The 25,712-nt window shown below is 68.2% G+C and carries 23 protein-coding genes; 10 read left to right on the top strand and 13 right to left on the bottom strand.

The window, feature by feature from the left end; translation table 11 throughout:
• Window position 1: 1 nt before the first annotated feature.
• Entirely contained in the window at window positions 2-871 is an 870-nt protein-coding gene (locus tag Ga0609869_RS07800; RefSeq protein WP_245972422.1) for an urease accessory protein UreD, read from the bottom strand.
• A gap of 204 nt (window positions 872-1,075) precedes the next feature.
• On the opposite strand from Ga0609869_RS07800, the gene Ga0609869_RS07795 reads away from it, so the two are divergent.
• The 4 genes from Ga0609869_RS07795 to Ga0609869_RS07780 all read left to right on the top strand — a co-directional run bounded on the left by Ga0609869_RS07795 (window position 1,076) and on the right by Ga0609869_RS07780 (window position 4,106).
• Window positions 1,076-1,549, top strand: a complete 474-nt coding sequence (locus Ga0609869_RS07795; RefSeq protein ID WP_170168880.1) for a thioesterase family protein — start codon at window positions 1,076-1,078, stop codon at window positions 1,547-1,549.
• Between the two features lie 96 nt (window positions 1,550-1,645).
• A complete protein-coding gene (locus Ga0609869_RS07790) occupies window positions 1,646-2,161 on the top strand; it encodes an ATP-dependent zinc protease family protein (RefSeq protein ID WP_125408535.1) in 516 nt (171 codons plus the stop codon).
• Complete coding sequence (gene rimK, locus Ga0609869_RS07785; RefSeq protein ID WP_125408534.1) at window positions 2,158-3,063, top strand: 30S ribosomal protein S6--L-glutamate ligase; 906 nt, start codon at window positions 2,158-2,160, stop codon at window positions 3,061-3,063. Before Ga0609869_RS07790 ends, rimK begins: the two co-directional genes overlap by 4 nt.
• On the top strand, window positions 3,063-4,106 hold the full coding sequence (locus Ga0609869_RS07780) for a succinylglutamate desuccinylase/aspartoacylase family protein (protein ID WP_125408533.1): 1,044 nt from the start codon (window positions 3,063-3,065) through the stop codon (window positions 4,104-4,106). The genes rimK and Ga0609869_RS07780 overlap by 1 nt, the downstream gene beginning before the upstream one ends.
• 33 nt (window positions 4,107-4,139) lie before the next feature.
• On the opposite strand, the gene Ga0609869_RS07775 is transcribed toward Ga0609869_RS07780, so the two are convergent.
• Window positions 4,140-4,421, bottom strand: a complete 282-nt coding sequence (locus Ga0609869_RS07775; protein WP_438826867.1) for an oxidoreductase C-terminal domain-containing protein — start codon at window positions 4,419-4,421, stop codon at window positions 4,140-4,142.
• A 26-nt stretch (window positions 4,422-4,447) separates the two neighbouring features.
• Between Ga0609869_RS07775 and Ga0609869_RS07770 the strand changes: the two genes are divergently transcribed.
• Window positions 4,448-4,624, top strand: a complete 177-nt coding sequence (locus tag Ga0609869_RS07770; RefSeq protein ID WP_369022846.1) for a hypothetical protein — start codon at window positions 4,448-4,450, stop codon at window positions 4,622-4,624.
• Here Ga0609869_RS07770 and Ga0609869_RS07765 read toward each other — a convergent pair.
• From Ga0609869_RS07765 to Ga0609869_RS07755, 3 genes are all read right to left on the bottom strand, one after another.
• Window positions 4,621-5,352, bottom strand: coding sequence for a proteasome-type protease (locus Ga0609869_RS07765; protein WP_125408532.1), 732 nt, complete (start codon window positions 5,350-5,352; stop codon window positions 4,621-4,623). The two genes, Ga0609869_RS07770 and Ga0609869_RS07765, sit on opposite strands and share 4 nt — an antisense overlap.
• A 90-nt stretch (window positions 5,353-5,442) precedes the next feature.
• Window positions 5,443-6,423 (bottom strand): alpha-E domain-containing protein, encoded by a 981-nt coding sequence (locus tag Ga0609869_RS07760; protein WP_125408531.1) that lies wholly within the window; start codon window positions 6,421-6,423, stop codon window positions 5,443-5,445.
• Window positions 6,416-7,834: a circularly permuted type 2 ATP-grasp protein gene (locus Ga0609869_RS07755; protein ID WP_125408530.1), complete on the bottom strand. Its 1,419-nt coding sequence runs from the start codon at window positions 7,832-7,834 to the stop codon at window positions 6,416-6,418. The genes Ga0609869_RS07760 and Ga0609869_RS07755 overlap by 8 nt, the downstream gene beginning before the upstream one ends.
• A 146-nt stretch (window positions 7,835-7,980) precedes the next feature.
• On the opposite strand from Ga0609869_RS07755, the gene Ga0609869_RS07750 reads away from it, so the two are divergent.
• Both Ga0609869_RS07750 and rpoN read left to right on the top strand, forming a co-directional pair.
• Window positions 7,981-11,322 carry a transglutaminase family protein gene (locus Ga0609869_RS07750; protein WP_125408529.1) on the top strand — a complete coding sequence of 1,114 codons (3,342 nt, stop codon included), beginning with the start codon at window positions 7,981-7,983 and terminating at the stop codon, window positions 11,320-11,322.
• Window positions 11,323-11,369: 47 nt separating this feature from the next.
• A complete protein-coding gene (rpoN, locus tag Ga0609869_RS07745) occupies window positions 11,370-12,662 on the top strand; it encodes an RNA polymerase factor sigma-54 (RefSeq protein WP_125408528.1) in 1,293 nt (430 codons plus the stop codon).
• A gap of 573 nt (window positions 12,663-13,235) precedes the next feature.
• Here the strand turns inward: rpoN and Ga0609869_RS07740 are convergent.
• Together Ga0609869_RS07740 and Ga0609869_RS07735 are read right to left on the bottom strand one after the other, a co-directional pair.
• The gene (locus Ga0609869_RS07740; protein WP_125408527.1) at window positions 13,236-14,159 is read right to left on the bottom strand and encodes a DMT family transporter; all 924 of its coding nucleotides are present in this window, start codon (window positions 14,157-14,159) and stop codon (window positions 13,236-13,238) included.
• Window positions 14,160-14,221: 62 nt separating this feature from the next.
• Entirely contained in the window at window positions 14,222-15,376 is a 1,155-nt protein-coding gene (locus Ga0609869_RS07735) for a HupE/UreJ family protein (protein ID WP_245972421.1), read from the bottom strand.
• On the opposite strand from Ga0609869_RS07735, the gene Ga0609869_RS07730 reads away from it, so the two are divergent.
• The 3 genes from Ga0609869_RS07730 to Ga0609869_RS07720 are packed head-to-tail and all read left to right on the top strand — an operon-like array spanning window position 15,375 to window position 17,385.
• On the top strand, window positions 15,375-16,190 hold the full coding sequence (locus Ga0609869_RS07730) for a DUF4198 domain-containing protein (protein WP_125408526.1): 816 nt from the start codon (window positions 15,375-15,377) through the stop codon (window positions 16,188-16,190). The genes Ga0609869_RS07735 and Ga0609869_RS07730 overlap by 2 nt on opposite strands.
• A gap of 20 nt (window positions 16,191-16,210) precedes the next feature.
• Window positions 16,211-16,786: a HupE/UreJ family protein gene (locus Ga0609869_RS07725; protein WP_125408525.1), complete on the top strand. Its 576-nt coding sequence runs from the start codon at window positions 16,211-16,213 to the stop codon at window positions 16,784-16,786.
• Window positions 16,783-17,385 (top strand): hypothetical protein, encoded by a 603-nt coding sequence (locus Ga0609869_RS07720; protein ID WP_125408524.1) that lies wholly within the window; start codon window positions 16,783-16,785, stop codon window positions 17,383-17,385. Before Ga0609869_RS07725 ends, Ga0609869_RS07720 begins: the two co-directional genes overlap by 4 nt.
• Here the strand turns inward: Ga0609869_RS07720 and queG are convergent.
• The 6 genes from queG to Ga0609869_RS07690 form a co-directional block, all read right to left on the bottom strand.
• Window positions 17,363-18,403, bottom strand: a complete 1,041-nt coding sequence (gene queG, locus Ga0609869_RS07715) for a tRNA epoxyqueuosine(34) reductase QueG (protein ID WP_125408523.1) — start codon at window positions 18,401-18,403, stop codon at window positions 17,363-17,365. The genes Ga0609869_RS07720 and queG overlap by 23 nt on opposite strands.
• 84 nt (window positions 18,404-18,487) lie before the next feature.
• Window positions 18,488-19,153 carry an FtsZ-binding protein FzlA gene (gene fzlA / locus Ga0609869_RS07710; RefSeq protein WP_125408522.1) on the bottom strand — a complete coding sequence of 222 codons (666 nt, stop codon included), beginning with the start codon at window positions 19,151-19,153 and terminating at the stop codon, window positions 18,488-18,490.
• 66 nt (window positions 19,154-19,219) lie between these two features.
• Window positions 19,220-19,969 carry a monofunctional biosynthetic peptidoglycan transglycosylase gene (gene mtgA / locus Ga0609869_RS07705; RefSeq protein WP_125408521.1) on the bottom strand — a complete coding sequence of 250 codons (750 nt, stop codon included), beginning with the start codon at window positions 19,967-19,969 and terminating at the stop codon, window positions 19,220-19,222.
• A gap of 51 nt (window positions 19,970-20,020) precedes the next feature.
• Window positions 20,021-20,524: a DUF1269 domain-containing protein gene (locus tag Ga0609869_RS07700; protein ID WP_125408520.1), complete on the bottom strand. Its 504-nt coding sequence runs from the start codon at window positions 20,522-20,524 to the stop codon at window positions 20,021-20,023.
• A gap of 155 nt (window positions 20,525-20,679) precedes the next feature.
• Window positions 20,680-25,218: a glutamate synthase large subunit gene (gene gltB, locus Ga0609869_RS07695; protein WP_125408519.1), complete on the bottom strand. Its 4,539-nt coding sequence runs from the start codon at window positions 25,216-25,218 to the stop codon at window positions 20,680-20,682.
• Complete coding sequence (locus Ga0609869_RS07690; RefSeq protein ID WP_125408518.1) at window positions 25,215-25,628, bottom strand: GFA family protein; 414 nt, start codon at window positions 25,626-25,628, stop codon at window positions 25,215-25,217. Before Ga0609869_RS07690 ends, gltB begins: the two co-directional genes overlap by 4 nt.
• Window positions 25,629-25,712: the final 84 nt, after the last annotated feature.

Raw genomic sequence — 25,712 nt, 5'->3', positions numbered from 1 at the left:
CTCACGTCATCCACGATCGGGGCAGGGCGTTGTCGGTCAGCCGGGTCAGCACCGGCACGAGCGTCTTGCGCAAAGCGTAGCCGTCCGCGGCGACCAGCCGCAACACCAGAAGGTCGGGGCGGATCAGGCTGACGCCGCCGGTCCGGGGCATCAGCGCCCGCAGGGGCGCCAGATGCGCCTCGGCGCCGGGCGCGGCCAAGACCATGCTGGCCATGGCGACGCCCCCCCCGGCCACGCCCCGGCGCCCCAGATGGGCACAGATATCTCCCGTCAGGCCCAGCCCGTCACGGTAAACCGGCACGCCCTCACGGCGGATCGAGATACGGTCGCGGAACCGGGCATCGGTCAGCGCCTCGCCCATCGCCAGGCGGCCAAAGACCAGCGGCTCGACCATCAGGAACGCGGCGTCCCCGGCAAGCTCGACGTCGAGCCTCCGGTCGAGCGCGGCACCATCGTAGAGGATCGTCTCTTGCGGCAGCCACTCGGCCCGCGCCCCGGGCCCGGCCGACACGAGGTTGCGCACCTGCCCGGTCTCGCCCGGCTGGGCGCGATAGGCCCGCTCGGCCGCCTGGGTGGTGACGCGCAGATGCGCCCCCGCACCGGCCCGCGCCTCGAGCCGGAACCGGTCGCCCCCGGTGATGCCGCCCGCGGAATTGATGGAAATGACATCCAGCGCAGGCCCGCGCGGGCGCGGAAACAGCGCCTTCATCGCGCCCGCCTGGTGCAGGTCTTGCAGAACGCTGCCCCGCGCCGTGGCCTTGGCCGCGACCGCGATCCGGCCCATCGCGCGCGGCTGGGTCGTTCCTGCCGAGAAAGCCTGATAAGTGATCGCCGCCTCCCGCTCCTGCACAAGACCGCATCGTTTTTTCATGGGGCCTCATGGCGGGCACGGGAAATCGCTGTCTTACCTGACCTTCCACGGCCGACTGCCCGGTTCAAGGGCGCAGCACGCGCCGCTTGCCGAAAATCTGTGCGGGTTCGGGTGCCCGGCCCCGGCGGCAGCCCTTGCCAATCCACGCGGCGCGGCCCCATGATCGGCGCGCCCGCAACACGCCGAAACGAAAGGTCGGATCGCGTGAAACCCCATGTCTACAAGACCGTCGTCGCCGCGGAGTGGATCGACTATAACGGCCATATGCGCGATGCCCATTACGGGCTGGTGTTCAGCCATGCCGTCGAATCCTTCGAGATCGCGCTGGGAATGGACGCGGCGTATCGCAAGGCGACGGGTTGCACATTCTACCTGATCGAGGACCATTGCTTCTATCTCTCCGAAGTGAAGGAGGGCGACCCGCTGAGCGTCGAAATCCGCGTTCTGGAACACGACGAAAAGCGCATCCTGCTGCACCAGACCATGACCAGCCGCGGCACCGTGGCGGCGGTGTCGGAATATATGGAGCTGCATGTCAGCCAGCAGGACACCCCCCGCGCCGCGCCGATGCCCGAGGCGATGCAGCAAATCCTGCGCGACGCCCGGCTGAGCGCCGAAGAGACGGCCGGGCTGCGCCACCGGGCGCGGCCGATGGGTCTGACCCGTGGGCGGGCCTGAGCGGGCCGCGACATGCCGTTGACACCTCCTTCCGCCCGGGCGCGCGCGGACCGCACGCCGACGCATTCGGGCCAACAAACCGACGAGACGGAGACCATGAACCGAAAAACCGCCGCAGCCGGTAAGAAGACAGCGCACAAGCGGGCCAAGACGCCGCCGCTGGTGATCGGCTGGCGCGAGATCGTCGACCTGCCCGACCTGGGGCTGGACAGGGTGAAGGCCAAGATCGACACCGGCGCGCGCACCACGGCGCTGCACGCCGGCGACCTGCGCTTTTACGATGCCGGCGGCGCCCAATGGGTCGAGTTCCGCCCGCCCGATCTGGGCCACGTCGCGCCGGACCTGTGCCGCGCCAGGGTGCATGACCGGCGCGCCATCAAGAACACCAGCGGCGTGCCCGAAGAGCGTGTCATCATCCGCACCCATCTGCATATCGCCAACCGGAACTTCCTCATCGAGGTGGCGCTCGCCAATCGCGGCGACATGGCCTTCCCGATCATCATCGGCCGCACCGCCATCCGCTATCACCGCCTGCTCGTCGATAGCGGCCGGTCGTGGATTACACGGCCAAAACCCCTCAAACGCCCGAAAGCGAAAAGGAGCCCGTCATGAAAATCGCGATGCTGGCCCGTAATCCCAACCTCTATTCGCACAAGCGCATCAAGGAGGCCGCCGAGGCGCGCGGCCACGAATTGCAGATCATCAACACCACGCGCTGTTACATGAACATCGCCTCGCGCCGGCCCGAGATCTATTACAACGACGAGAAACTGCCGAAATTCGACGCGGTGATCCCGCGCATCGGCGCCTCGGTCACCTTCTACGGCCTCGCCGTGCTGCGCCAGTTCGAGATGATGGGCGTCTATCCCGTCAACGAAAGCGTGGCCATCGGGCGGTCGCGCGACAAGCTGCGCTCCATGCAGCTTCTGGCGCGCGACGGCATCGGGCTGCCGGTGACGACCTTCGCCTACGACCCCAAGCAGACCGACGAGGTGGTCAAGGTGGCCGGCGGCGCACCGCTGGTCATCAAGCTTTTGGAGGGCACGCAAGGGATCGGCGTGGTGCTGGCCGATACCGACCGATCCGCCCGCTCGGTGATCGAGGCGTTCCGCGGCGCCAATATCAACATCCTCGTGCAGGAATTCATCAAGGAGGCCGGCGGCAGCGACATCCGCGCCTTCGTGATCGGCGGCAAGGTGGTGGCCGCGATGAAACGCACCGGCGCCGAGGGCGAGTTCCGCTCGAACCTGCACCGGGGCGGCCATTCCAACGTGGCCCGGATCACCCCCGAGGAACGCTCGACCGCCGTGCGCGCGGCCAAGACGATGGGCCTGAACGTCTGCGGCGTGGATATGCTGCGCTCGAACCACGGCGCGGTGGTGATGGAGGTGAATTCCTCGCCCGGCCTGGAGGGCATCGAAAAGGCCACCGGCAAGGATATCGCGAACCAGATCATCGAGCATATCGAGAAATCCGCCGCGCCCGGCAAGACGCGCACCAAGGGCCGCGGCTGATGCCTGTACGGGCTGGTTTCGACCTCGGCGGCGAAACCGTCGCCGCCGGCCAGCGCCGCACCGTCGATCTGCCTGTCAGCGTCCTGTCGGACCACACGCCGGTGACCATGTCGGCCCACGTGATCCACGGCAAGCGCGCCGGGCCCACCGTTTTTGTCACCGCCGGTGTGCATGGCGACGAGGTGATCGGGGTCGAGGTCGTGCGGCGCCTGCTCAGCCTGCCGGTGCTGGGCAGCCTGCGCGGCACGCTCATCGCGGTGCCCATCGTCAACGCTTTCGGCTTTCTCGCCCGCTCGCGCTACCTGCCCGACCGGCGCGACCTGAACCGGGCCTTCCCGGGCTCGACCACCGGGTCGCTGGCCGCCCGCCTGGCGCATCTGCTGATGAACGAGGTCGTGACCCGATCCGATCTGGGCATCGACCTGCATTCCGCCGCGATCCACCGCACCAACCTGCCGCAAATCCGCATCGTGCCCGACCGGCCGCACCTCTTGCGCCTCGCCCGCGCCTTTGGCGCACCCGTGGTGCTGCCCTCGCAACTGCGCGAGGGCTCGCTCAGGAACGCCGCACTGGAGGCTGGCATCGACGTGCTGCTCTACGAGGCGGGCGAGGGGCTGCGGTTCGACGAATTCGCAGTGCGCGCTGGGGTGTCGGGCATCCTGCGCGTGCTGCATGTGCAGGGGATGGTTCCGGCCAAGGGCATCTCCAGGGCGCGCAGCACGCCGCTGATCTGCCGGTCCAGCCGCTGGCTGCGCGCGCCCCAGGGGGGCCTTCTGCGCAACTACAAGTCCGAGGGTGACGTGGTGCAAAAGGGCGAAACGCTCGCCATCGTTTCCGACCCGTTCGGCGAGGTCCATACCGACGTGGTCGCCCCGGATGACGGCATCATCGTCGGCCGGGCCGTCATGCCCATCGTCAACGAGGGCGACGCGCTGTTCCACCTGGCCGCGATCACCTCGTCGACCGATGCCGAGGACACGATGGAGACGCTGACCGCCCAGGTCGAGGACGACCCGCTCTTCGACGAGGACGAGATCGTCTGAGCCGCTATTCGGCCGCGGTGGCCGGTGCGCGCATCAGCGCGGCCAGGCCGGTGCCGTGGTCGGCCAGCGCCTCGGGCGCGGGCGAAATGCCGGCCTCATCATCCGCTTGCCGACCATGTCGGCGCGGGGGTCGTTCATCGCGTCCACCGCCAGCAACTGGGGCCCGGCGAAATACCCGTGCGACCGCCCCTTTTCGCCGTCGCGGCCCACCGCTTGGGTACAGCCGGCGTTCAGCCCCGCGATCTGAAGCTTGACGTCGTTCTGGTCCGACCAAAACGACGGCTTGGCCGCGTAGGGCGCGGCCCCGCCCAGCATCGCCGCCGCGGGCCCCGGTCTGGTCGATGGCGTTGGGCACGCTTTCCAGCCCGATGCGGGCGCCGCGAAAGCGAAAGCTCGCGCAATCGCCGGCTGTGCTGATCGACGGGGCCATCCTCGCCGCGCAGAACGCGCGCGACCCCGGCTTTGCCCGAGACACCGGGCGTCTGGCTGCGATCTATCACGACACGGTCGGGCGCTAGACCCGGATTTTGACCATCTCGCCGAATGCGTTGCGCAGCGCCGCCGACCAGGCTTCGGAAAGCTCCAGGAACTTCGGGTCGTTCTCCTCGATCCGGCGCAGCTGGGAAAAGCAGACGCTATGCGACGGCATCACCGCCAGGTCGAGGGGCATACCCACCGACAGGTTCGAGCGCAGGGTTGAATCCATGGACAACAGCGCGGCGGTGATCCCGGTTTCCAGCGACGTGTCGGGGCCGATCACCCGGTCGAGGATCGGCTTTCCATATTTGTGGTCCCCGATCTGGAAATAAGGCGTGTCGTCGGTCGCCTCTATGAAGTTGCCCGCCGAATAGATGTGAAACAGCCGTGGCGTGCCGCCGGCGCGATGGCCGGCAAGGATGATCGAGCTCATCGCGCTTTCGCCCATCGACGACAGGCCCGGGCCGTAGCGGCCCTGCACCACGCGCATCGCATCGCCCACGATCTCGGCCATGTGGAACATCGAACTGGCGGTGAACAGCGTCTCGATCCCCGATTCGGGGTTGTCGATATTTTCCTGCAACAGGCTCATCACCGCCTGGGTGATCGCCAGGTTGCCCGCGGTCACCATCGTGATGACGCGCTCGCCCTGCACCTCCCAGGTAAACATCTTCTTGTATTTCGAGATGTTATCGACACCCGCGTTGGTGCGTGTGTCGGAGAGACACACCAGGCCTTCATTGAGCTTGAGCGCAAGGCAATAGGTCATGGAAAGGCCCGATCGGTTATGGCGGAGCGACGGTGATACGCCCCAGCCGCCAACCGCCGCAAGCGAAAGCCGCATGCGCGCGCCGACGGATTATTGGGTCTGTTGCGCCAAAGCTTGCACATCGCCGCCGTCGAATCCGTAGACCCGTCCGATATCCTGCGCCAAAGCGTTGATGGAAATGATGAAATCGGTCAGCCATTCGTGCAGGCCATAGCTGATTATCGCATCCACCTCGGCCCTAGCGACATGATCGCACAGGCGTTCGGCCTGGATCGCCACCGTGTTCTGGGCGTCGGTATAGGCGCCGATATCGTGCAGCTCTTCGGCAATGCTCAGAACGCTGGACATCAGCGACCGCGGGCTCTTGAGGTTGCACACCAGAAGGTCCACCACGCCCTCGGCGTCGACCGTGCGCCGGTAGAGGTGGCGATAGGCGACCGCGGCATTGGCCGCGCGCAGCACCTGCAGCCATTGCAGGTAATCCAGCCCGCCGCCCACATCCTGTGTTTTCGGCAGCAGCACGTGGTATTTCACGTCCAGCAGCCGCGCGGTGGCGTCGGCCCGCTCGATCCGCTTGCCGAGCTGGATAAAGGCATAGCCCTCGTCACGCAAAAGCGTCGCGTCGATCGATCCGCGCACCAGCGCGCCGCGCGCCTTGACCCATTCCAGGAACTCGGGAAAGCCCCGGCCGAGGGTGCCGCGCGGCTCCATCCGCTTCATCTCGGTCCAGGACTGGTTGATCGCGTCCCACACCTCTCGGGTGACAGCGGTGCGCATGGCGCGCGCGTTTTCGCGCGCCGACGACAGGCATTGCTTGATCGAGGACGGGTTTTCCGGGTCAAAGACCAGATGCGCGGACACATTGGCCTGTGTCGCGTTCTCCAGCGGCTCGGGAAACGTGGTCTGACAGCCCGACGCGATCAGGATCGAGGCCCATTCGGTGGCCTTGGTGCCCGGCGGGCTGGGCAGCGCTTCCATCCGGCTGCCGGCGTCCAGCAGGCGGGCGATGTTTTCCATCCGCTCGACGTAGCGCGACATCCAGAACAGACCGTTTGCGGTGCGACTAAGCATCAGAGCCCCCTTCGCTAAGGACCCAGGTGTCCTTGACCCCGCCGCCCTGGCTGGAATTGACGACGAGCGATCCCTCGCGCAGCGCCACCCGCGTCAGCCCCGAGGGGATCAGCCGCGTGGTCTTGCCGGAAATCACGAAGGGGCGCAGGTCGACATGGCGTGGCGCGAGGCCTTCCTCGGACAGGATCGGCGCGGCCGACAGCGCCAGCGTCGGCTGGGCGATAAAGCCGTCCGGGTCGGCCTTCAGCCGCGCGGCATAGGCCTCGATCTCGGCCTTGGTCGAGGCGGGCCCGACCAGCATGCCGTAGCCGCCCGACCCGTGCACCTCCTTGACCACCAGTTCGTGCAGATGCTCCAGCACGTATTTCAGATCGTCCGTCTCGGAACAGCGCCAGGTGGGCACGTTCGACAGGACCGGTTCTTCGCCGAGGTAGAACCGGATCATCTCGGGCACGTAGGTATAGATCGCCTTGTCGTCGGCGACGCCCGCGCCGGGCGCGTTGACGATGGTCACGCCGCCGGCCTTCATCGCGCCGATGATGCCCGGCACGCCCAGCAGGCTGTCGGGCCGGAACACCTGCGGGTCGAGAAAGGAATCGTCGATCCGCCGATAGATCACGTCCACCCGCTCGGGCCCGTGGGTGGTGCGCATGTAGACGCGGTCATCCACGACGAACAGGTCCGGCCCCTCGACCAGCTCGATCCCCATCTGGTCGGCCAGGAAGGAATGCTCGAAATAGGCCGAGTTGTAGTGGCCCGGCGTCAGCAGCGCGAGGGTCGGTTCGCCCTCGCACATCGGCGGCGCGACCGACTGCATCGCCTCGGCCAGCATGTCGCCGTAGCCATCCACGGGGCGGATCACGCTGTCGCTGAAAAGCTCGGGGAAAAGCCGGCTCATCACCTCGCGGTTCTGCAGCACGTAGGACACGCCCGATGGCGTGCGGCAATTGTCCTCCAGCACGTACATCTCGGACTCGGAGACGCGCACCAGGTCGACGCCCACGACATGCGAATAGATGCCCCGCGGGGGCGTGTAGCCCTCGACCACGGGTTCGTAGGCGTCGTTGCCCTCGATCATCGGCAGCGGCACGATGCCCGCCTTGACGATCTCGCGCGGCCCGTAGATGTCGCGCAGAAAAGCGTTCAACGCATCGGCCCGCTGGATCGAGCCCCGCTCGATCATGTCCCATTCCGACGCGCCGAAGACGCGGGGCACCATGTCGAACGGGATCAGCCGGTCGGGGTCGCCGCCCTCGCCGTAGACGGCGAAGGTAATGCCGATTCTCCGGAACAGCGACTCCGCCTCTTCGCGCTTGGACAACAGCGCCTCGATCCCCTCGCGCTCCACCCAATCGGCGATGATCCTGTATTCGGGCCGGACATCGCCGCCCTTCAGCATCTCGTTGAACATTAATTGGCCCTTTCGACTATGGAGCGTGGCAATTCCGTGCAGGGAAGGCAATAAGCGGTATGGCCAAGGTTTTAAGGCTTATTCGCCTTGCAGAAAACGCCTTGATCTGGCCTCGTATGCACAAACACAAGGCAATCCGAGAATTCATGAGCATCACGGTCGCCCTGACTCACCGCACGAGCTACACCTATGACCGGTTGATCGGTCTCGGGCCGCATGTGGTGCGCCTGCGCCCCGCGCCGCATGCCCGCACGCCGATTCTCAGCTACAGCCTCAAGATCGAGCCCGAGGGCCATTTCATCAACTGGCAACAGGACACCTTCGCCAACTGGCAGGCGCGGCTGGTGTTTCCCGAAAAGGTTCATCGGCTGGATGTGACGGTCGACCTTCTGGCCGATCTGGTCGCGATCAACCCCTTCGACTTTTTCCTCGAAGACGCCGCGCAGGAGGTGCCGTTTCGCTACGACGAGGGGCTGCTCGAGGATCTGCGCCCCTATCTCAAGACCATCGACACCAGTCCGCGGTTCGACGATTTCGTGCGCGGCGCGCCGCGGCCCCAGGGCACGACGATCGACTGGCTGGTGGCGCTCAACCAGTATGTGCAGGACGCCATCGCCTATACCGTGCGGATGGAACCCGGCGTCCAGACACCGACCGAGACCATCGACAAGGCGCTGGGCTCTTGCCGCGATTCCGGCTGGCTGCTGGTCGCGCTGCTGCGCCAGTTCGGCTATGCCGCCCGCTTCGTGTCGGGCTACCTGATCCAGCTGGCCGCCGACCAGAAGGCCGTCGGCGGCCCCTCGGGCCCCGAGACCGATTTCACCGACCTGCACGCCTGGGCCGAGGTCTACCTGCCCGGCGCCGGCTGGGTCGGGCTCGACCCGACCTCGGGCCTGTTCGCGGGCGAGGGCCATATCCCGCTGGCCTGCACGCCCGAGCCCGGCAGCGCCGCGCCGATCACCGGCGCCCATGACGTGGCCGAGGTCGGCTTCGAGTTCGAGATGTCGGTGGCGCGCATCACGGAACCGCCCCGCGTCACCCGCCCGCTGACCCCCGTGCAGTGGGCCGAGGTCGACCGCGCGGGCCAGGCGGTCGACGACCGCATCGCGGCCCAGGACATGCGCCTGACCATGGGCGGCGAGCCTACCTTCGTCTCGGCCACCGACCGGGACGCCGAGGAATGGACGGTCGACGCCGTGGGCCCGACCAAGCGCCACTTTGCCGACGCACTGATCCGCAGGCTGCAGGCCCGCTTTGCGCCCCATGGCGTGCTGCACCACGGCCAGGGCAAATGGTACCCCGGCGAACAGCTGCCGCGCTGGGCCTATTCGCTGCTCTGGCGCGGCGACGGCCAGCCGCTCTGGTCGTCGTCCGACCTGATCGCGCGGGAGGGGCCGGGCGAGGCCACGCACGAGACCGCCGGGGCGTTTTGCCGATCGGTTGCGAAAAAGCTGGGGCTCGAAGACGATTTCGCCCAGCCCGTCTATGAGGACCCGATGGAATATATCGGGCGCGAGGCGCTGCTGCCGCAGAACGTGACGCCCGAAGACAGCAAGCTGGATGATCCCCAGGAACGGGCGCGCCTGGCCCGCGTGTTCAACCGTGGGTTCGAAAACCCTACGGGCTACGTGATCCCGATCCAGCTGGCCCAGAGCCAGGCCACCGGCAGCCGCCGCCTGCGCTGGAAGACCGAGAAATGGTCGACGCGCCGCGGCCGCCTCTTTTCGGTGCCCGGCGACAGCCCCGTGGGCTTTCGCCTGCCGCTCGGCTCGCTCAACTGGCTGGGCGACAGCCCCGAGCAGTTTCAGCGCGATCCGATGTCGCCTGCGGGCCCCCTGCCCACGCGCCAGGTGCCGCAGCCCCGCACCGACCCCGCCCCCGACACCGCAGATCACATGTCCGCCGAAGACGTGCTGGGCCACCACCCGCACGCGCAGGACTGGGTGTCGGGCGGCACCACCTTCACCACCCCCGACGGGGCGGTGCGTACCGCGCTGGCGGTCGAGCCGCGCGACGGCATCCTCCATGTCTTCTACCCGCCCACGGGATCGGCCGAGGAATATCTCGACCTTCTCGGCGCGGTCGAGGAAACCGCCCACGAGATGGGCGTGCCGATCCGCAACGAAGGATACGAGCCGCCCCGCGACGCGCGGATCAACGTCATCCGCGTCACCCCAGACCCCGGCGTGATCGAGGTCAACATCCATCCCGCCGGCAACTGGGCGGAGATGCGCGAAATCACCGCCGCGCTGTACGAAGAGGCCCGGCAATGCGGGCTCGACAGCGTCAGCTTCATGATCGACGGGCGGCTCACCGGGTCGGGCGGCGGCAACCATATCGTGGTGGGCGGCGCGACGCCGGCCGACAGCCCGTTCCTGCGCCGGCCCGACCTGCTGGCCTCGGTCATCCGCTACTGGCAGGCGCACCCGTCGCTTTCCTACCTGTTCTCGGGCACCTTCATCGGCCCCACCAGCCAGGCCCCCCGCTTCGACGAGGGGCGCCCCGAGGCGATCTACGAAATGGAGATCGCCATGGCCGAGCTCGACCGGCTGACCGGCGAAGGCACCTACCGGCCCTGGCTCGTCGACCGGCTGTTCCGGCACCTGTTGACCGACATGTCGGGCAACACCCACCGCGCCGAGATCTGCATCGACAAGCTCTTTTCGCCCGACGGTCCCACCGGGCGGCTGGGCCTGGTCGAGTTCCGCGGCTTCGAGATGCCGCCGCATTGGCAGATGAGCATGGCCCAGGCGCTGGTGCTGCGCGGGCTCTTGTCGTGGTTCTGGGACCACCCCTATTGCGACGAGATGCAGGGGTGGGGCACGGCGCTGCACGACCGGTTCCTGCTGCCAGCCCATGTCTGGGCGGATTTCAAGACGGTACTCGACGATCTCTCGCGCGCCCACGGCATCGCCTTTGACCCCGGCTGGTTCCAGGCCCAGTTCGATTTCCGCTTCCCGTTGGCGGGCCGCACCGAAGTGGCCGGAGTGGGTATCGAGCTGCGCAACGCCATCGAGCCATGGCTGACGCTGGGCGAAGAGCCCGGCGCCGGCGGCACCGCGCGCTATGTCGACAGCTCGGTCGAGCGGATCGAGGTCGCGCTGACAGGCCATGACCCCGAGCGATATACCCTCACCTGCAACGGCATCGCCGTGCCGCTGGTGCCGGACGCGGACCGCCACGTGGCCGGCATCCGGTTCCGCTCGTGGCAGCCGTGGTCGGCGATGCACCCCACCATCGCGGCGCACGGGCCGCTGGTCTTCGACCTTTTCGACCGGCACGCGGGGCGGTCGGTGGGCGGGTGCACCTACCATGTCGTCCATCCCGGCGGGCGGGCCCATGACGACCGCCCCATCAACGCGCTGGAGGCCGAGGGCCGCCGAATCGCGCGGTTCGAGGCAGGCGGCCACACGCCCGGCGCGACGATGCCCGCCTTCCGCGCCGTCCACCCGGCCTTCCCCTTCACGCTCGACCTCAGGCGCGGATAGCGCCGCGGCGCTTTACAACGGCATGGCCGCGGCGACATGATACGGCCATGGGCCGACCGCTGAACCTCGCGCCGAAGCTCGCGCTCAAGCAGAAAACCAATTTGGCGATGACGGCCCAGCTGCGGCAGGCCATCGCGGTTTTGCAATTGAGCAATCTCGAACTCTTGGCGTTTCTCGAAGAGGCCGCGCGGGACAACCCATTCATCGACATCGTCGGCCCCGAGCGGGCCGTGGCGCCCGGCGCGGGGCCCGCCCCCCCGACCGGAGACGGCCTGCCCGACAACGCCCCAAGCCTTGTCCACCATGTCACCCGCCAGATCGAGCTGGCCATCGCGGACCCTGCTGCACGCCGCGTCGCGCTGGCCTTTGTCGACGCGCTGGAACCCCATGGCTGGCTGGGCGAGGATGTGCAGAGCATCGCCGCGCGCTGCGGCTGCCCCGTCGCCGAGGCCGAGGCCGTGCTGGAGGTCTTGCAGGGCTTCGAGCCCGCCGGCCTTTTCGCCCGCTCCCTCGCCGATTGCCTGCGGTTGCAGGCGCGCGACCGGGGCGTGCTGAGCTCCGCTCTCGACTGCCTGCTCGACAATCTCACGCTGTTGTCCGATGGCGGCCCCGGCGCGCTGGCCCGACGGTGCGGCTGCGACGAGAAAGAGGTGCGGCGCAACCTCGCGCTGCTGCGCCGGTTCGACCCCAAGCCGGGTCACGCCTTTGCCGTCGACCCTCTGATCCTGCGCCCGCCCGATGTCGTGGTGCGGCGCGACGGCCCCGGCTGGTCGGTGACCCTCAACCGCGCCACCCTGCCCCAGCTGCGGCTGCGCGACGGGCTCGGCGCCGCGGCGCCGGCATTGGCCGCGGCCCTGGCCGAGGCGCGCAGCCTCAAGCGCGCCATCGACCAGCGCAACGCCAGCACCCTGGCGGTGACCGCGGAAATCGTGCAGCGTCAGGCCGCCTATCTCGACGGCGTCCGCCCATGCCCCGGCCCGCTGAGCCTGCAAGAGGTGGCCAACGCGCTGGGCCTGCATCCCAGCACCGCCGGACGCGCGGCCGCCGGGCTGACCGTGGAAACACCGCAGGGCGTGATGGATCTGCGCGCGCTCCTGTCGCGCGCGATACCGGCGACCGCCGCCGGCGGCGCCGTTTCGGCGCGCGAGGTCATGCACCGCATTCAGACCATGATCGCGGGGGAACCGGCCGAACGCCCGCTGAGCGACGCCAAGATCGCCGCCGGGCTGCAGGCGCAAGGCGTGGCCATCGAACGGCGGACTGTCACGAAATACCGGCTGCGGCTGAACATTCCCGGATCGGCGGCGCGCCGCAGGACAGCGCTGGCGGACGGACGGTAGCGCCGGGTTGCCGAACGCCGGAGCGATGCGCAGAGGGCCGCAGCCGAACCTGGGACGCGCGGCACTTCACCGGCATCACCGCCGCACGTTCCCGACCGAAGCCATGGGTGTTCCATACTCACGGAACCGCCCCGGCGACCTCGCTCTGCCACCAAGCGAGGCGCGGTCTTCCCCGGCGCCGCGACCTCCAGCTTCATCGCAGAATACCAGTCGGCATGGGCGCGGATTTCCCCTTGGTCAGGCCGCTAGCCACCCCGGTCATCATCTCATGCTCGCGCGCGCCCGCGCAAAACGCCTCATGCTGGCGGGTGGTATTGCTGGCCGGCTCGCCCGATATGTGCGGCGCGATGGGCACCTGCGCCACGCCCTGCAACCCGTGAAAGACGCGGCAAAGGCCGGCCTCCAGGTCTTGCGCCAAGGCGCCCCGCGGCGAGGAACACCACGTCAGCGGGCGGCTCTTCGCCCTTGTACTCGATAGTGCGCACGTCGCCCCCGCCATGCCCGGGGAAGCCCAATTTCTGGCCCGCCGCGGTCTGCCGGTTCAACGCGCCCGGCGGGATAGAGCGGCCGCGCTCAGCCCTGGGGCGTCATCCCCGGGCGGGCCTTGCCGCGCTCGATGCCCAGCTGCCGTTCGCGCCAGATGATCAGCACACCCGCGGCGATCACCAGTGCCGCGCCGCCCAGCATCGTCGGCGTCGGCACCTCTGAAAAGACGAAATAGCCGATGGCCAGCGCGAACAGCATCGAGGCATAGTCGAAGGGCGCGACCATGGCCGCCTGTGCGTAGCGATAAGCCGATGTCAGGCAGATCTGCGCAAGCCCGCCAAGCAGCCCCGCCGCGACCAGCATCGCCGCCTCGCCCGGTCCCGGCACCACCCATCCAAAAGGCAGCGTCAGCAGAGACAGCACCGAGGCCGTGACCGAGAACCAGAAGACGATGGCCGCGGTATGCTCTGACTGCACCAGCTTGCGCACGAAGACCTGCGCCAGCGCCGCGCAGGTGGCGCCCGCCAGCACCACCACCGCCCCAAGCGCCTCGCGCGGGTCCATCTCGCCACTGCCGAAGGCCGACAGCCGCGGGCTGAGCACGATCAGCACGCCGGTCAGCCCCAGCCCCACCGCCGCAAGGCGGAAGAGCCGCACCCGCTCGCCCAGAAACATCGCCGCGAACACCACCACCAGAATCGGCGCGGCATAGCCGATGGCGGTGACCTCGGGCAGCGGCAACAGGCCCAGCCCGGCAAACATCAGGCACATCGCCGTGCTGCCGACCAGCCCGCGCCAGAAATGTCCCAGCGGGTTGCGCGTGCGCAGCCCGACCGAAAGCTGGCGCTGCCAGACCAGCCACACCACGATCACCGGGATCGCAAAGAACGAACGGAAGAACACCGCCTCGCCCGGCGGCACATGAACCCGGGTGGCCTTGATCAGCGCCGACATCGCGACGAACAGAGCGACCGAGGCGAGTTTGAGCGCGATCGCGCGGGCGGGGTTCATCAGGACGGCTCCGGGCGGGGACGATCCTGACTACGCCGGGCCGCCGCGCTTGGGAAGGGGGCTCACAAAAGGGTGCGCTCGACCAGCCACCAGCCGCCTGTCGCGGCAATGACCAGCGAGGCCGGCACCGCGATACGTGCGCGGTACCAGGGCCGGTCGCCGAACCACACCGCCACCATCAGATAGGCCAGCGCGAGGATGGTAAGCTGGCCCAGTTCGACTCCCACGTTGAACCCGATCAGCCCGCCGAGAAACCGCGCCGGGTCAAGCCCGATCTCACCCAGGATCGAGGCAAAGCCCAGCCCGTGCAGCAGGCCAAATCCGAACACCACCGCGGTGCGCAGCGGGCTCATCCGCGACCACAAGGTGTTCTCGACCGCGATATAGACGATCGAGGCGGCGATCAGCGGCTCGACGACAGCGGCCGGGACCGTCACTATTTCCAGCACCGCCAGCGCCAGCGTCACGGTATGGGCCACGGTAAAGGCCGAAATCTGCACCAGCAAAGGCCGCAGCCGCAGCGCAAAGAAGAAAAGCCCCAGAACGAAGAGTATATGATCGAGCCCCTTGGGCAGGATATGGGTGAACCCCAGCCCGACATAGCGGCCGAAATAGGTCAGCGCCCCGACCTGCGCCACGCCGGTGCGCGGCAGCGGGTCGCTCAGCGCGCCGCCCTGCAGATACCCGGTATAAAGCTCGTTCTCGCCCGGCCCCACCTGGCGCAGCACCAGCGGCCCGTAGGCGGCCAGCCACCCCACCTGCACCGGCGCCTCGCCCGGCGGCAGCGCGGCGGTGACGGTCAGGAACGAATCCCGCGGCAGGTCGGTATCGCCCACCTCGGGGATGCGCAGATCGGCGAACTGCGCCGCGACGGGGACGCCCTCGACCTCGATCCTCAGCCCCTCGCGGATCCGCGGCCAGGCCCGGTCAAAGGCCGCGCGCAGCGCGTCGGGCTCCATCGCGCGCAGCTGGTCGTAATAGCCCGACAGCGGCGAATCGTTGGTGTCGTCCAGCCCGGCAAGGTCGATCCCGGCGACCATCGCCTCGGCCGTCAGGCGGATATCCATGCTCAGCCGCTCGGCCCCCACCTCGACATCGGCGATGGCAGGCCGCACCTCATGGGCATGCAAGACCCCGGCCAGCGCGATCAAAACCGCGGCAACCAGCGCCATCGCGCTTGACTTGGCCGCCCGGCGCGACAGCTTGGCTCTCGTCATGACTGTGCTCATCCGCCTTGCCTTTCTCGCCCTGTCGGCGCTGGCCCTCGGCCAGCCCGCCCGCGCCCATGAATTCTGGATCGAACCGCAGGGCTGGCAAGTGCCCGCGGGCACCGACATCGTCGCGGATATACGCGTGGGGCAGGATTTCAAAGGCCCCGAGTACAGCTATTTCCCGCCCAACTTCGCCCGTTTCGAGCTGGTGATGGGCGAAACGTCGACACCGGTGCCCGGCCGCCTGGGCGATCGGCCAGCGATGACCATGCCCGCCCCTGCGCCCGGCCTGGCCATTATCGTGCACGAAACCACCGACAAGCGCCTGACCTACACCGAGTGGGAGACATTTGTCGGCTTCGTCACCCACAAGGCGTTCGCCGATGCGCTGGCCCGCCACGCTGCGCGCGGCCTGCCCGAGACAGGCTTTTCCGAAACCTACCGGCGCTACGCCAAGGCGCTGGTCGCGGTGGGCGGCGGTGCGGGGGCCGACCGCCGCGTCGGGCTCGACACCGAGATCGTGGCGCTGGCCAACCCCTATACCGACCCGCTGCCCGGCGGCCTGCCGGTGCAGGTGTTTCTCGGCGACACGCCGCGCGCCGGCGCGCAGCTGGAGGTTTTCGACCGCGCGCCCGACGGCACGCTGACCCTCACCCGGCAAACGCTCGATGCCGAGGGCCGCGCCGATGTGCCCGTGCGCGCGGGCCATACCTACCTGCTGGACGCCGTCGTGCTGCGCGACACCGGCACCGACGATCCGGGGCAAGGCGCGGTCTGGCATTCGATGTGGGCCTCGCTTACCTTCCACCTGCCCGACTGAACCTGTGCGAGAGGTCCCCGATGCACCGCACCCTGCCCCTGATCCCGGCCCTTCTCGCCACGCCGGCGCTCGCCCATACCGGCGCGGGTATCCAGGGCGGTCTGATGAGCGGCTTTACCCACCCGCTGTTCGGCTGGGACCACGTGGTGGCCATGGTCGCGGTGGGCCTCTGGGGCGCGTTCCTGGGCCGGCCGGCGATCTGGCTGTTGCCGGTGGTCTTTCCCATGGTCATGGCCTTCGGCGGCGCGCTGGGCGTGATCGGCGTGCCTCTGCCGGCGGTGGAACAGGGCATCGCGCTGTCGGGCGTGGTCCTGGGCCTGCTGGTCGCGCTGGCCGTGCGCGCACCGATCTGGGTGGCCGCACTCATCGTCGGCGTCTTCGCCATCTTCCACGGCCATGCCCACGGCACCGAGCTGCCGACCGCCGCCAACCCCTTCGCCTATGCGCTGGGCTTCGTCACCGCCACCGGGCTTCTCCATCTCGCCGGCATCGCCTTCGGGTTTCTCACGGCGCTGCCTTGGGGCCAATGGGCGGTGCGCGGCGCGGGCGTGGTGGTCGCGCTGGTCGGCGCGGCTTTCCTGACCGGCCTGGCATGAGGCGCGCCGCCGCCCTTGCCCTGTTCCTCGCCGCCCCGAGGGCAGAGGCGCACGCCTTTCGCTCGGGCTCGGAAAGCTACGCCGCGTTTGTCGAGGGCGCGTCGGTGCCGCTCAACGACCCCGGCATCCTGATCTGCCTCGCCGCCACGGGCCTCGCCCTCGGCATCTGGCGCGCCCGCGGCCTGCCGGCGGTCTGGCCCGCGCTGATCGTCGGCCTCGCCGCGGGTCTCGCGCTGGCCCCGCTTGCCCCCGTCTGGTCGGGCATCGCTGCCCTGGGCCTGGGCATCCTTGCCGCGGTGATGGGCGTCACCGCCCTGCCCTGGCCCCGCTGGGCGCTGGCCACGCTGGCCGCCTCCGCGGGCCTTCTGGCGGGCTTTGCCAGCCTGCAGGGCCATGGCTGGGGCGAGCTTCCCCTCAGCGTGGCCCTGGGCGTCTTTTTCGGCGCCCACCTTGCGCTCGTCGTGCCTGCCGGGCTGGTCGAAGCCTGCCGCCGGCGGCTGGTCGCCCCCTGGGTCATGATCGGCTGGCGCGTCGCGGCCTCGTGGCTGGGCGCCGTGGCGCTGTTGCTGGGCGCGCTCAGCCTGACCCCAGCCGCCTGACCGCCCAGCGCGCCGCATCCGCCACCGCCGGGTCCGCATCGTCGACCAGCGCCCGAACCGCGCCGATCAGCCCCGGATCGTCCGAATTGCCGATCGCGTAGCAGACATTGCGCACGAATCGTCCCCGCCCGATCCGCTTGATCGGCGAGCCGGAAAACCGCGCGCGAAACCCCGCATCGTCCAGCGCCGCCAACTCGGCGAGCGGGGGCGCCACCAGGTCGGGCCGCGCCGCGTAGCGCGCCTCGCGCGCGGTCATCGCGAACTTGTTCCACGGGCACACCGCCAGACAGTCGTCGCAGCCATAGATGCGGTTGCCCAGGCCGGGGCGCAACGCCTCGTCCACCGGCCCCTTGTGCTCGATCGTCAGGTAGGAAATGCAGCGCCGCGCATCCAGCTGGAATGGCGCCGGGAAGGCGTCGGTCGGGCAGATATCCAGGCAGGCCGTACAGGTCCCGCAATGCTCGCCCTCCGGCGCATCGGGCGCGATCTCGACCGTGGTGAAGATCGCGCCGAGGAAGAACCAGTTGCCCAGGTCGCGCGCCAACAGGTTGGTGTGCTTGCCCTGCCAGCCCAGCCCGGCGGCCTCGGCCAGCGGCTTTTCCATCACCGGCGCGGTATCGACGAATACCTTGATCTCCGCGCCGGGCGCCGCCTCGATCAGCCACCGCCCCAGGCGCTTCAGCCGCTTCTTGACGATGTCATGGTAATCGCGGTTCTGCGCATAGACCGAAATCGCCCCCCGGTCGCGCCGCTCCAACACCGCCAGGGGGTCGGCCTCCGGCGTGTAAAGCTCTGCCAGCATCACCACTGATCGCGCCTCGGGCCACAGCGCCGCCGGATCGCCGCGCCAGCCCATCCTCTGTTCCATCCAGGCCATTTGCCCGTGCCGCCCGCCCCCCACGAAAGCGGCCAGTCGTCCGGCCGCCTGCGGTATCGCGTCGGGCCGGCACACCCGGCACTTGGCAAATCCCTCCGCCCCGGCCTGCGTCAGCAGGCGGGATTTCAGCCCAGCGCCCATGCTTCTTCTGGCCCAAATATCCTCGGGGGGAGTCCCGGATGACATCCGGGACGGGGGGCAGACAGCCCCCCGCCGACGCCGGGTTCAGAAATCCAGGTCGGCATAATGCGCCGGCGGCGGAAAGCCCGGCACCTGGTCGGCCAGGATGCCGCGAAAGGCCGGGCGCGACTTGATCTTGGCATACCAGTCCTTGACGTTGGCGTTGCGGTTCCAGTCCACGTCCGAGATGTAGTCCAGCGCCGACAGATGCGCGGCCGCGGCGAAATCGGCCAGCGTCATCCGGTCGCCGGCCAGCCAGCGGCGCTGGTCCAGAAGCCACCCGAGGTAATCGAGATGGAACTTGATCGCCTGCGCCCCGGCCTTGACGTTGCGGCTGTCGGGGTAGCCCTCGCCGGTGATCTTCTTGTTGACCCGCTCGTACAAGAGCTTCGAGGTCACTTCGGCGTGGAACTTGTCGTCGAACCAGAACACCAGCCGCCGCGCCTCGGCCCGGTCCCGCGGGTCTGACGGCATCAGCGGCGGCTCGGGGCAGGTTTCTTCCAGGTACTCGCAGATCGCCTGGCTTTCGGCAAAGGTACGTCCGTCCATGCGCAGGACGGGCACCTTTCCGGCGGGGTTGCGGCGCAGGAAATCGGCGTCGCGCTCCCAATAGCGCTCCTCCACCAGCTCGACCTCGATCTTCTTTTCCGCAAGCACCAGCCGCACCTTGCGGCAGAAGGGCGAGAGCGGAACGTGGAAAAGGCGGTTCATTCTGGTGTCCCTGGCGTTTGGCATGGGCCATTCCGTTCTTGTTCTTGCCGCGGGGCGGGCGGAGATTCAACTCTCGAAGCAGGCGGCGCGGCCATCCGCGCGGATCGTGGCCGCCCCGTCCTCGATCTGCCGCGCCCGCCGTGTCAGCCATCCCGACAGGTTCGCCGCGTCGCGGCCCTTGGGGTCGGGCAGTATCGCGGCCAGCGCCGCGGCCTGCGCCGGCGTCAACGCCTCCGGCCCCACACCGAAATAACGGCCCGCCGCGGCCTCGATACCGAACACGCCCTCGTCCCACTCTGCGATGTTGAGGTAGATCTCAAGGATGCGCCGCTTGGGCCACAGTGCCTCGACGAGCGGCGTCAGCCCCGCCTCCAGCGCCTTGCGCGTCCAATTGCGGCCCTGCCAGAGAAACACGTTCTTGACCGTCTGCTGCGTGATGGTCGAGGCGCCGCGCTGGCCGCCCTCCTCGATGGCGTCGCGGATCGCGTTCATGTCAAAGCCCCAGTGCAGGCAGAAATTGGCATCCTCCGCGGCCACGACCGCGCGCACCATCACAGGCGCCACCCGGTCGATCGGAACCCAGGCGTGATCGACCCCGCCCAGCCGGCGGGATTCGGACCAGATCGTTTGGGTGGTGGGCGGCGGCACCACGCGCAGCGCCAGAACCACCGCCAGCACAAGGAAGGCGGCGCCGAAGACCACCCGCGCGCTCCAGCGCCGCAGCCACGCCGTGAGACGGCGCAAAGGCGAAGGCCGGGCCTTCGCCTTGCCACGCCGGGGCGCGGTTTTCTTTCGTTTTGTCGCTGCTCTCGCCATGGGCCGTGTCTTAGCGCAGCCACGGCGCCATGGCTATCGGTCCGGCCGCGATCAGGCGGCGGTATCGGCGCGTTCCAGCACCTCGCGCAATTTCGCCTCGTCATCCTTCGACAGCGAGCTGCGCAGCACCCGGCCCGAGGCGTTCACCTCTTCCAACCGGTCGACCACCTTGTCGCCGGTGGCCTTGCGCACCAGCACGAACACCGCCGAACTGCCCGGCGTCAGGGTGTCGCCGATCTCCTTCATGAACTTGTCGTCGATGCCGATATCGCTCAGCGCGCCCGACACCGCCCCTGCGCCGGCGCCCACGGCCAGCCCGAAGAGCGGGTTGAGGAACAACAGCCCGATCAAGAGACCCCAGAAAGACCCGCCCACGGCGCCCGCCGCGGTCAGGTTCGTGGCCTGGTGCAGCTTGACCTTGCCATCCTCGTTGCGGGTGACGACCACGACGTCGTCCATGTCGATGAGATAGTCTTTCTGCATCCGCACCAGCTCGGCGCGCATGTCGAAGGCTTTGCTTTCGTCGTCGAAGGCAACGGCAATCAGGTCTGCCATGTCTTTCTCCTTTCGTTGACGGGTTTCGGGCCGGCCTGCGGGCGCGCCCCGTTCACCGGCAAAACGCGCGCCTGCCGGCCCGGGTTCCAGAAAAGAAAGCGCCCCCGCGGACCAGGGTCGCGGGGGCGCTGACGGTCGTGTGCGGATGCGGCGGCTTACTCTGCCGGCACGGCCTTCTCTTCGATGCCGAGCGGGTAAGACAGCTTGTTGAGCATCTCTTTCGGGCACACCTGCAGGAAATTGGCCCGCTCGAGATCCCAGTGGCGCAGGATGTCGTCGGCCTTGCGGCTGCCGGTCTCGGCGAAGTGGCGTTCGATCAGCCCCTTCAACTCGGCCTCCCAGTGCTCGACGGTGACCGGGCAGGTGACCAGGGTTTCGAGGTTCATCCGCTCCTCGGCTTTGCCCTCGGGGTCGTAGAGATAGGCCATGCCGCCGGTCATGCCGGCGCCGAAATTGGCCCCGATCGAGCCCAGGATCACGGCGATGCCGCCGGTCATGTACTCGCACCCGTTCGAGCCGCAGCCCTCGACCACGACCTGTGCGCCCGAGTTGCGCACGGCAAAGCGTTCGCCCGCCCGGCCAAGCGCAAAGAGATACCCCTCGGTCGCACCATAAAGCACGGTGTTGCCGATAATCGTGTTCTCCGACGCCACCAGCGGCGAGCTGAGCGGCGGGCGCACCACGACGGTGCCGCCCGACAGGCCCTTGCCGACATAGTCGTTGGCATCGCCGGCGACGATGATCTTGAGCCCCGGCGCCGCGAACGCGCCCAGCGACTGGCCCGCGCTGCCGGCCAGTTTTACCGTCAGGTGGTCGGGCTGCAGGCTGTTGTGCATCCCGAAACGCTGCACGATATGGCTGGACACCCGCGTGCCGATGGTCCGCGCGGTGTTGCGCACCGCGTAGGACAGCTGCATCTTCTCGCCATCCTCGAAGAACCGGTGCGCATCGCGCAGGATCTCGGCGTCCAGCGTGTCGGGCACATCGTTGCGCGGCTTGTAGCGGTCGTATTTGGGCCGGTCCGACCCGTCGACCTGCACCAGAAGCGGGTTGAGGTCGAGATCGTCCAGATGGGCCGAGCCGCGGCTGACCTGGGTCAGCAGGTCTGTCCGCCCGATCACGTCGTCCACCGACCGCGCGCCGATCTGGCTGAGGATCTCGCGCACCTCCTGCGCGTAGAAGGTGATCAGGTTCACCACCTTGTCGGCATTGCCGGTGAACTTGGCGCGCAGGCGCTCGTCCTGCGTACACACACCCACGGGGCAGGTGTTGGACTGGCACTGGCGTACCATGATGCAGCCCATGGCGATCAGCGCGGCGGTGCCGATGCCGTATTCCTCGGCCCCCATCATCGCGGCCATGACGATGTCGCGCCCCGTCCGCAGGCCGCCATCGGTCCTGAGCGTCACCCGCTCGCGCAGGTTGTTCATGCTCAGCACCTGGTGCGCCTCGGTCAGGCCCATCTCCCACGGCAGACCGGCATATTTGATGCTGGTCGCGGGGCTGGCCCCGGTGCCGCCGTTATGGCCCGATATCAGGATCACGTCGGCCTTGGCCTTGGCCACGCCGGCGGCGATGGTGCCGACGCCGGACGAGGCCACCAGCTTGACCGTCACCTTGCAGCGCGGGTTGATCTGCTTGAGGTCGTAGATCAGCTGCGCCAGATCCTCGATCGAGTAGATGTCGTGATGCGGCGGCGGCGAGATCAGCGTCACGCCCTTGGTCGAATGGCGCAGACGGGCGATCAGGTCGGTCACCTTCATGCCGGGCAGCTGGCCGCCCTCGCCGGGCTTGGCGCCCTGAGCCACCTTGATTTCCAGCTCTTCGCACTGGTTGAGGTATTCGGCCGTCACGCCGAAACGGCCCGAGGCCACCTGCTTGATCTTGGCCGAGGGGTTGTCGCCGTTGGGCTCGGGTACGAAATGCGCCGGGTCCTCGCCGCCCTCGCCGCTATCGGACTTGGCGCCGATCCGGTTCATCGCCACGTTCAGCGTCTTGTGCGCCTCGGGGCTGAGCGCCCCCAGCGACATGCCCGGCGTCACGAACCGCTTGCGGATCGCGGTGACGCTTTCCACCTCTTCCAGCGGCACGGGCTTGCCCAGCGGCTTGATGTCCAGCAAGTCGCGCAGGTGGATCGGCGGGTTCGCCCGCATCGCGGCCGAAAACTGTTTCCACAGCTCGAAGGACGCACGGTTGCAGGCCTCCTGCATCAGGTGCATCGTCTTGGCTTCCCAGGCGTGGGTCTCTCCGGTGCGCCGCGCCTTGTAAAAGCCGCCGATGGGCAGCACGTCGCGCCCGCCGCGCCAGCCCAGGTGATGCACCTGCTCCAGCTTGTGCTGGATGCCGCTGACGCCGATCCCCGAGATACGGCTGTGCATGCCGGGGAAGTATTCCGCACACATGGCGCGGGAAAGGCCCACCGCCTCGAAGTTCAGCCCGCCGCGATAGGACGACACCACCGAGATGCCCATCTTGGACATGATCTTGAGCAGGCCGAGGTCGATGGCCTTGCGGTAGCGTGCCACGGCCTCGGTCAGCGAACAGTCGATCAGCCCCCGCGCGATGCGGTCGGCCAGCGTGTCCTCGGCGAGGTAGGCGTTGACCGTGGTCGCGCCGCAGCCGATCAGCACGGCGAAGTAATGCGGATCGACGCATTCGGCCGCGCGTACGTTGAGCGAGGTGAAGGTGCGCAATCCCTTGCGCGTCAGCCAGCTATGCACCGCCGAGGTGGCCAGGATCATCGGCATCGGCACCTTGTCTTCGCCCTGGTGCTGGTCGGTCAGCACCAGGTGCCCGGCGCCCGAGCGCACGGCGTCCTCGGCCTCGGTGCGGATGCGGGCCAGGCCCTCGCGCAGCGCGTCGGGGCCGGCATCGGCCGGGAAGGTGCAGTCGATCTCGGCCATCGGCACGACGAACTGGTTCACCAGCTTCTCGAACTGGGCGTTGCCCAGAAACGGGCTTTCCAAGATGATGATGCGGGTTTGCGTGCCGTCCTCGTCCAGCACGTTGCGCAGGTTGCCGAACCGCGTCTTCAGGCTCATCACCCGGTATTCGCGCAAGCTGTCGATCGGCGGGTTCGTCACCTGGCTGAAATTCTGCCGGAAGAAATGGCTGAGCGGGCGGTATTTTTCCGACAGCACCGCCGAGGGCGTGTCATCGCCCATCGAGGCGATGGCCTCTTTGCCGTCATCGGCCATCGGCATCAGGATCGTCTCGATCTCTTCCACCGAGAACCCGGCCGCGATCTGCCGCTTGCGCAGCTCGGCCCCTTCGAAGATCGGCTTTTCGTCGACGCTGCCCAGCGAGTCATCCAGCTCGTGCACTTTTTCCAGCCACTCGCCGAAGGGCTGGCTAGCGGCCAGCATGTCCTTGAGCTCGCTGTCGTGGTAGAGCTTGCCCTCTTTCATGTCGACGGCGATCATCTGGCCCGGACCCAGCGCGCCCTTTTCGCGCACCTTGGATTCCTCGATCGGCACCATCCCGGCCTCGGACCCCGCGATCAGCAGCCCGTCGCCGGTGACGACGTAGCGCAGCGGGCGCAGGCCGTTGCGGTCCAGCCCCGCCGTCACCCAGCGCCCGTCGGTCATGGCCAGCGCCGCGGGGCCGTCCCACGGCTCCATGACCGAGTTCACGTAGGCGTACATGTTGCGCCAGGATTCCTTCAACTCCACCGCCTGCTGCGACCAGGCCTCGGGCACAAGCATGGTCTTCGCCATCGGCGCATTGCGCCCGGCGCGCACCAGCACCTCGAACACCGAGTCGAGCGCGGCGGAATCGGACGAGCCCAGCGCGACGATCGGCTTGATGTCTTCGGCCAGTTCACCGAACGTCGAAGACGCCATGCGGATCTCGTGGCTCTTGAGCCAGTTCAGGTTGCCCTTCAGCGTGTTGATCTCGCCGTTATGGGCCAGCATGCGGAACGGCTGGGCCAGCCACCATTGCGGGAAGGTGTTGGTCGAATAGCGCTGGTGATAGATCGCAAAGGCGCTTTCGAACCGCTCGTCCTTGAGGTCGGGGTAGAACTCGGCCACGTCCTGGGCCAGCATCATGCCCTTGTAGATCACGCTGCGGCAGCTCAGCGAGCACAGGTAAAGCGTTGGCACCTGCGCCGCGGCGGCGGCCTTTTCGATGCGGCGGCGGATGACGTAAAGCTCGCGCTCGAAGGTCTCTTCGTCCACGTCCTTGGTGTTCGAGATCAGGATCTGCTCGATCTCGGGGCGCGTGGCGTTGGCCTTTTCGCCCAGCACGTCGGTATTCACCGGCACGTGGCGCCAGCCGTAGATGTAATAGCCCATCCGCAGCACTTCGGTCTCGACGATGGTCCGGCAGACCTCTTGCGCGCCGAAATCGGTGCGCGGCAGGAACACCTGGCCCACGGCGATCAGCCGGTCGGGGTCGGGCTCGTGCCCCGTGCGGCGGATCTGGTCGTAAAAGAACGGCACCGGGATCTGCACATGAATGCCCGCGCCGTCGCCGGTGCGCCCGTCGGCATCGACCGCGCCGCGGTGCCAGACCGCCTTGAGCGCGTCGATGCCATTCTCGACCACCTTGCGCGACGGCTTGCCGTCGATCGCGACGACCAGACCCACCCCGCAGGAGGCATGCTCGTCATCGGGGCGGTAAAGCCCATGCTCGGCCATGCAGGCACGCTTGGCTTCCTCGCGGGCGACCCAGGCAGCATCGTATTTCGTCATCGTGCATCTCCCTCGACGAAGGGGTGGGAATTCTCGTACTCGGCGCGGCTGGCGCGCGGGTGCGATCCTGCAAGCCGGACACAGGCAAAGGCCCGGTCGGCATAAACTTCGTGGCTTAGCGGAAACTCCGACGCGGCGTCGAACAGGCCGGGCATCAGGTCGTAGTCCTTGCCGTCGTCGCGAATCCACAGATGGGTGCCGCAGGCCGGGCAGAAGGCGCGTTCGGCAAGGGGCGACGACCGGTAGGTCCGGACCTCTCCGGTCACCCGAACCTCCGCGGCGGCGGCCTCGACCGCCCACATCGCTGCCCCGGTCCACCGGCGGCAGGCCGCGCAGTGGCAGGCAGAGGCCGCCTGCGAGGAGGGGATGGCGGTGATCCGCACCGCGCCGCACAGGCAATGTCCGTCCATGGTTGCCACGTTCGCCTTCACTCTTTCTCAACACTCCGGGTCAGGCGTGCTGTCCTGCTTGTCCGTCGGTCGGCGGGGGCGCCT

This window comes from Rhodovulum iodosum (assembly GCF_041020385.1).
Taxonomy (GTDB): domain Bacteria; phylum Pseudomonadota; class Alphaproteobacteria; order Rhodobacterales; family Rhodobacteraceae; genus Rhodovulum; species Rhodovulum iodosum.
Note: the sequence above shows the minus strand (reverse complement) of the source record. Positions and strands in the feature narration are given on the sequence as shown.

Excerpts from the sequence above, each read along its gene's own strand:
- Ga0609869_RS07765 (WP_125408532.1), bottom strand. The coding sequence starts at position 5,352 with ATGACCTATTGCCTTGCGCTCAAGCTCAATGAAGGCCTGGTGTGTCTC.
- Ga0609869_RS07750 (WP_125408529.1), top strand. The coding sequence starts at position 7,981 with ATGAGCATCACGGTCGCCCTGACTCACCGCACGAGCTACACCTATGAC.
- Ga0609869_RS07740 (WP_125408527.1), bottom strand. The coding sequence starts at position 14,159 with ATGAACCCCGCCCGCGCGATCGCGCTCAAACTCGCCTCGGTCGCTCTG.
- queG (WP_125408523.1), bottom strand. The coding sequence starts at position 18,403 with ATGGGCGCTGGGCTGAAATCCCGCCTGCTGACGCAGGCCGGGGCGGAG.
- rpoN (WP_125408528.1), top strand. The coding sequence starts at position 11,370 with ATGGGCCGACCGCTGAACCTCGCGCCGAAGCTCGCGCTCAAGCAGAAA.
- Ga0609869_RS07780 (WP_125408533.1), top strand. The coding sequence starts at position 3,063 with ATGCCTGTACGGGCTGGTTTCGACCTCGGCGGCGAAACCGTCGCCGCC.
- Ga0609869_RS07690 (WP_125408518.1), bottom strand. The coding sequence starts at position 25,628 with ATGGACGGACATTGCCTGTGCGGCGCGGTGCGGATCACCGCCATCCCC.
- fzlA (WP_125408522.1), bottom strand. The coding sequence starts at position 19,153 with ATGAACCGCCTTTTCCACGTTCCGCTCTCGCCCTTCTGCCGCAAGGTG.
- Ga0609869_RS07755 (WP_125408530.1), bottom strand. The coding sequence starts at position 7,834 with ATGTTCAACGAGATGCTGAAGGGCGGCGATGTCCGGCCCGAATACAGG.
- rimK (WP_125408534.1), top strand. The coding sequence starts at position 2,158 with ATGAAAATCGCGATGCTGGCCCGTAATCCCAACCTCTATTCGCACAAG.
- Ga0609869_RS07770 (WP_369022846.1), top strand. The coding sequence starts at position 4,448 with ATGGCGTTGGGCACGCTTTCCAGCCCGATGCGGGCGCCGCGAAAGCGA.
- gltB (WP_125408519.1), bottom strand. The coding sequence starts at position 25,218 with ATGACGAAATACGATGCTGCCTGGGTCGCCCGCGAGGAAGCCAAGCGT.
- Ga0609869_RS07730 (WP_125408526.1), top strand. The coding sequence starts at position 15,375 with ATGACTGTGCTCATCCGCCTTGCCTTTCTCGCCCTGTCGGCGCTGGCC.
- Ga0609869_RS07720 (WP_125408524.1), top strand. The coding sequence starts at position 16,783 with ATGAGGCGCGCCGCCGCCCTTGCCCTGTTCCTCGCCGCCCCGAGGGCA.
- Ga0609869_RS07725 (WP_125408525.1), top strand. The coding sequence starts at position 16,211 with ATGCACCGCACCCTGCCCCTGATCCCGGCCCTTCTCGCCACGCCGGCG.
- Ga0609869_RS07700 (WP_125408520.1), bottom strand. The coding sequence starts at position 20,524 with ATGGCAGACCTGATTGCCGTTGCCTTCGACGACGAAAGCAAAGCCTTC.
- Ga0609869_RS07790 (WP_125408535.1), top strand. The coding sequence starts at position 1,646 with ATGAACCGAAAAACCGCCGCAGCCGGTAAGAAGACAGCGCACAAGCGG.
- Ga0609869_RS07735 (WP_245972421.1), bottom strand. The coding sequence starts at position 15,376 with ATGACGAGAGCCAAGCTGTCGCGCCGGGCGGCCAAGTCAAGCGCGATG.
- Ga0609869_RS07760 (WP_125408531.1), bottom strand. The coding sequence starts at position 6,423 with ATGCTTAGTCGCACCGCAAACGGTCTGTTCTGGATGTCGCGCTACGTC.
- Ga0609869_RS07800 (WP_245972422.1), bottom strand. The coding sequence starts at position 871 with ATGAAAAAACGATGCGGTCTTGTGCAGGAGCGGGAGGCGGCGATCACT.
- Ga0609869_RS07775 (WP_438826867.1), bottom strand. The coding sequence starts at position 4,421 with ATGCTGGGCGGGGCCGCGCCCTACGCGGCCAAGCCGTCGTTTTGGTCG.
- mtgA (WP_125408521.1), bottom strand. The coding sequence starts at position 19,969 with ATGGCGAGAGCAGCGACAAAACGAAAGAAAACCGCGCCCCGGCGTGGC.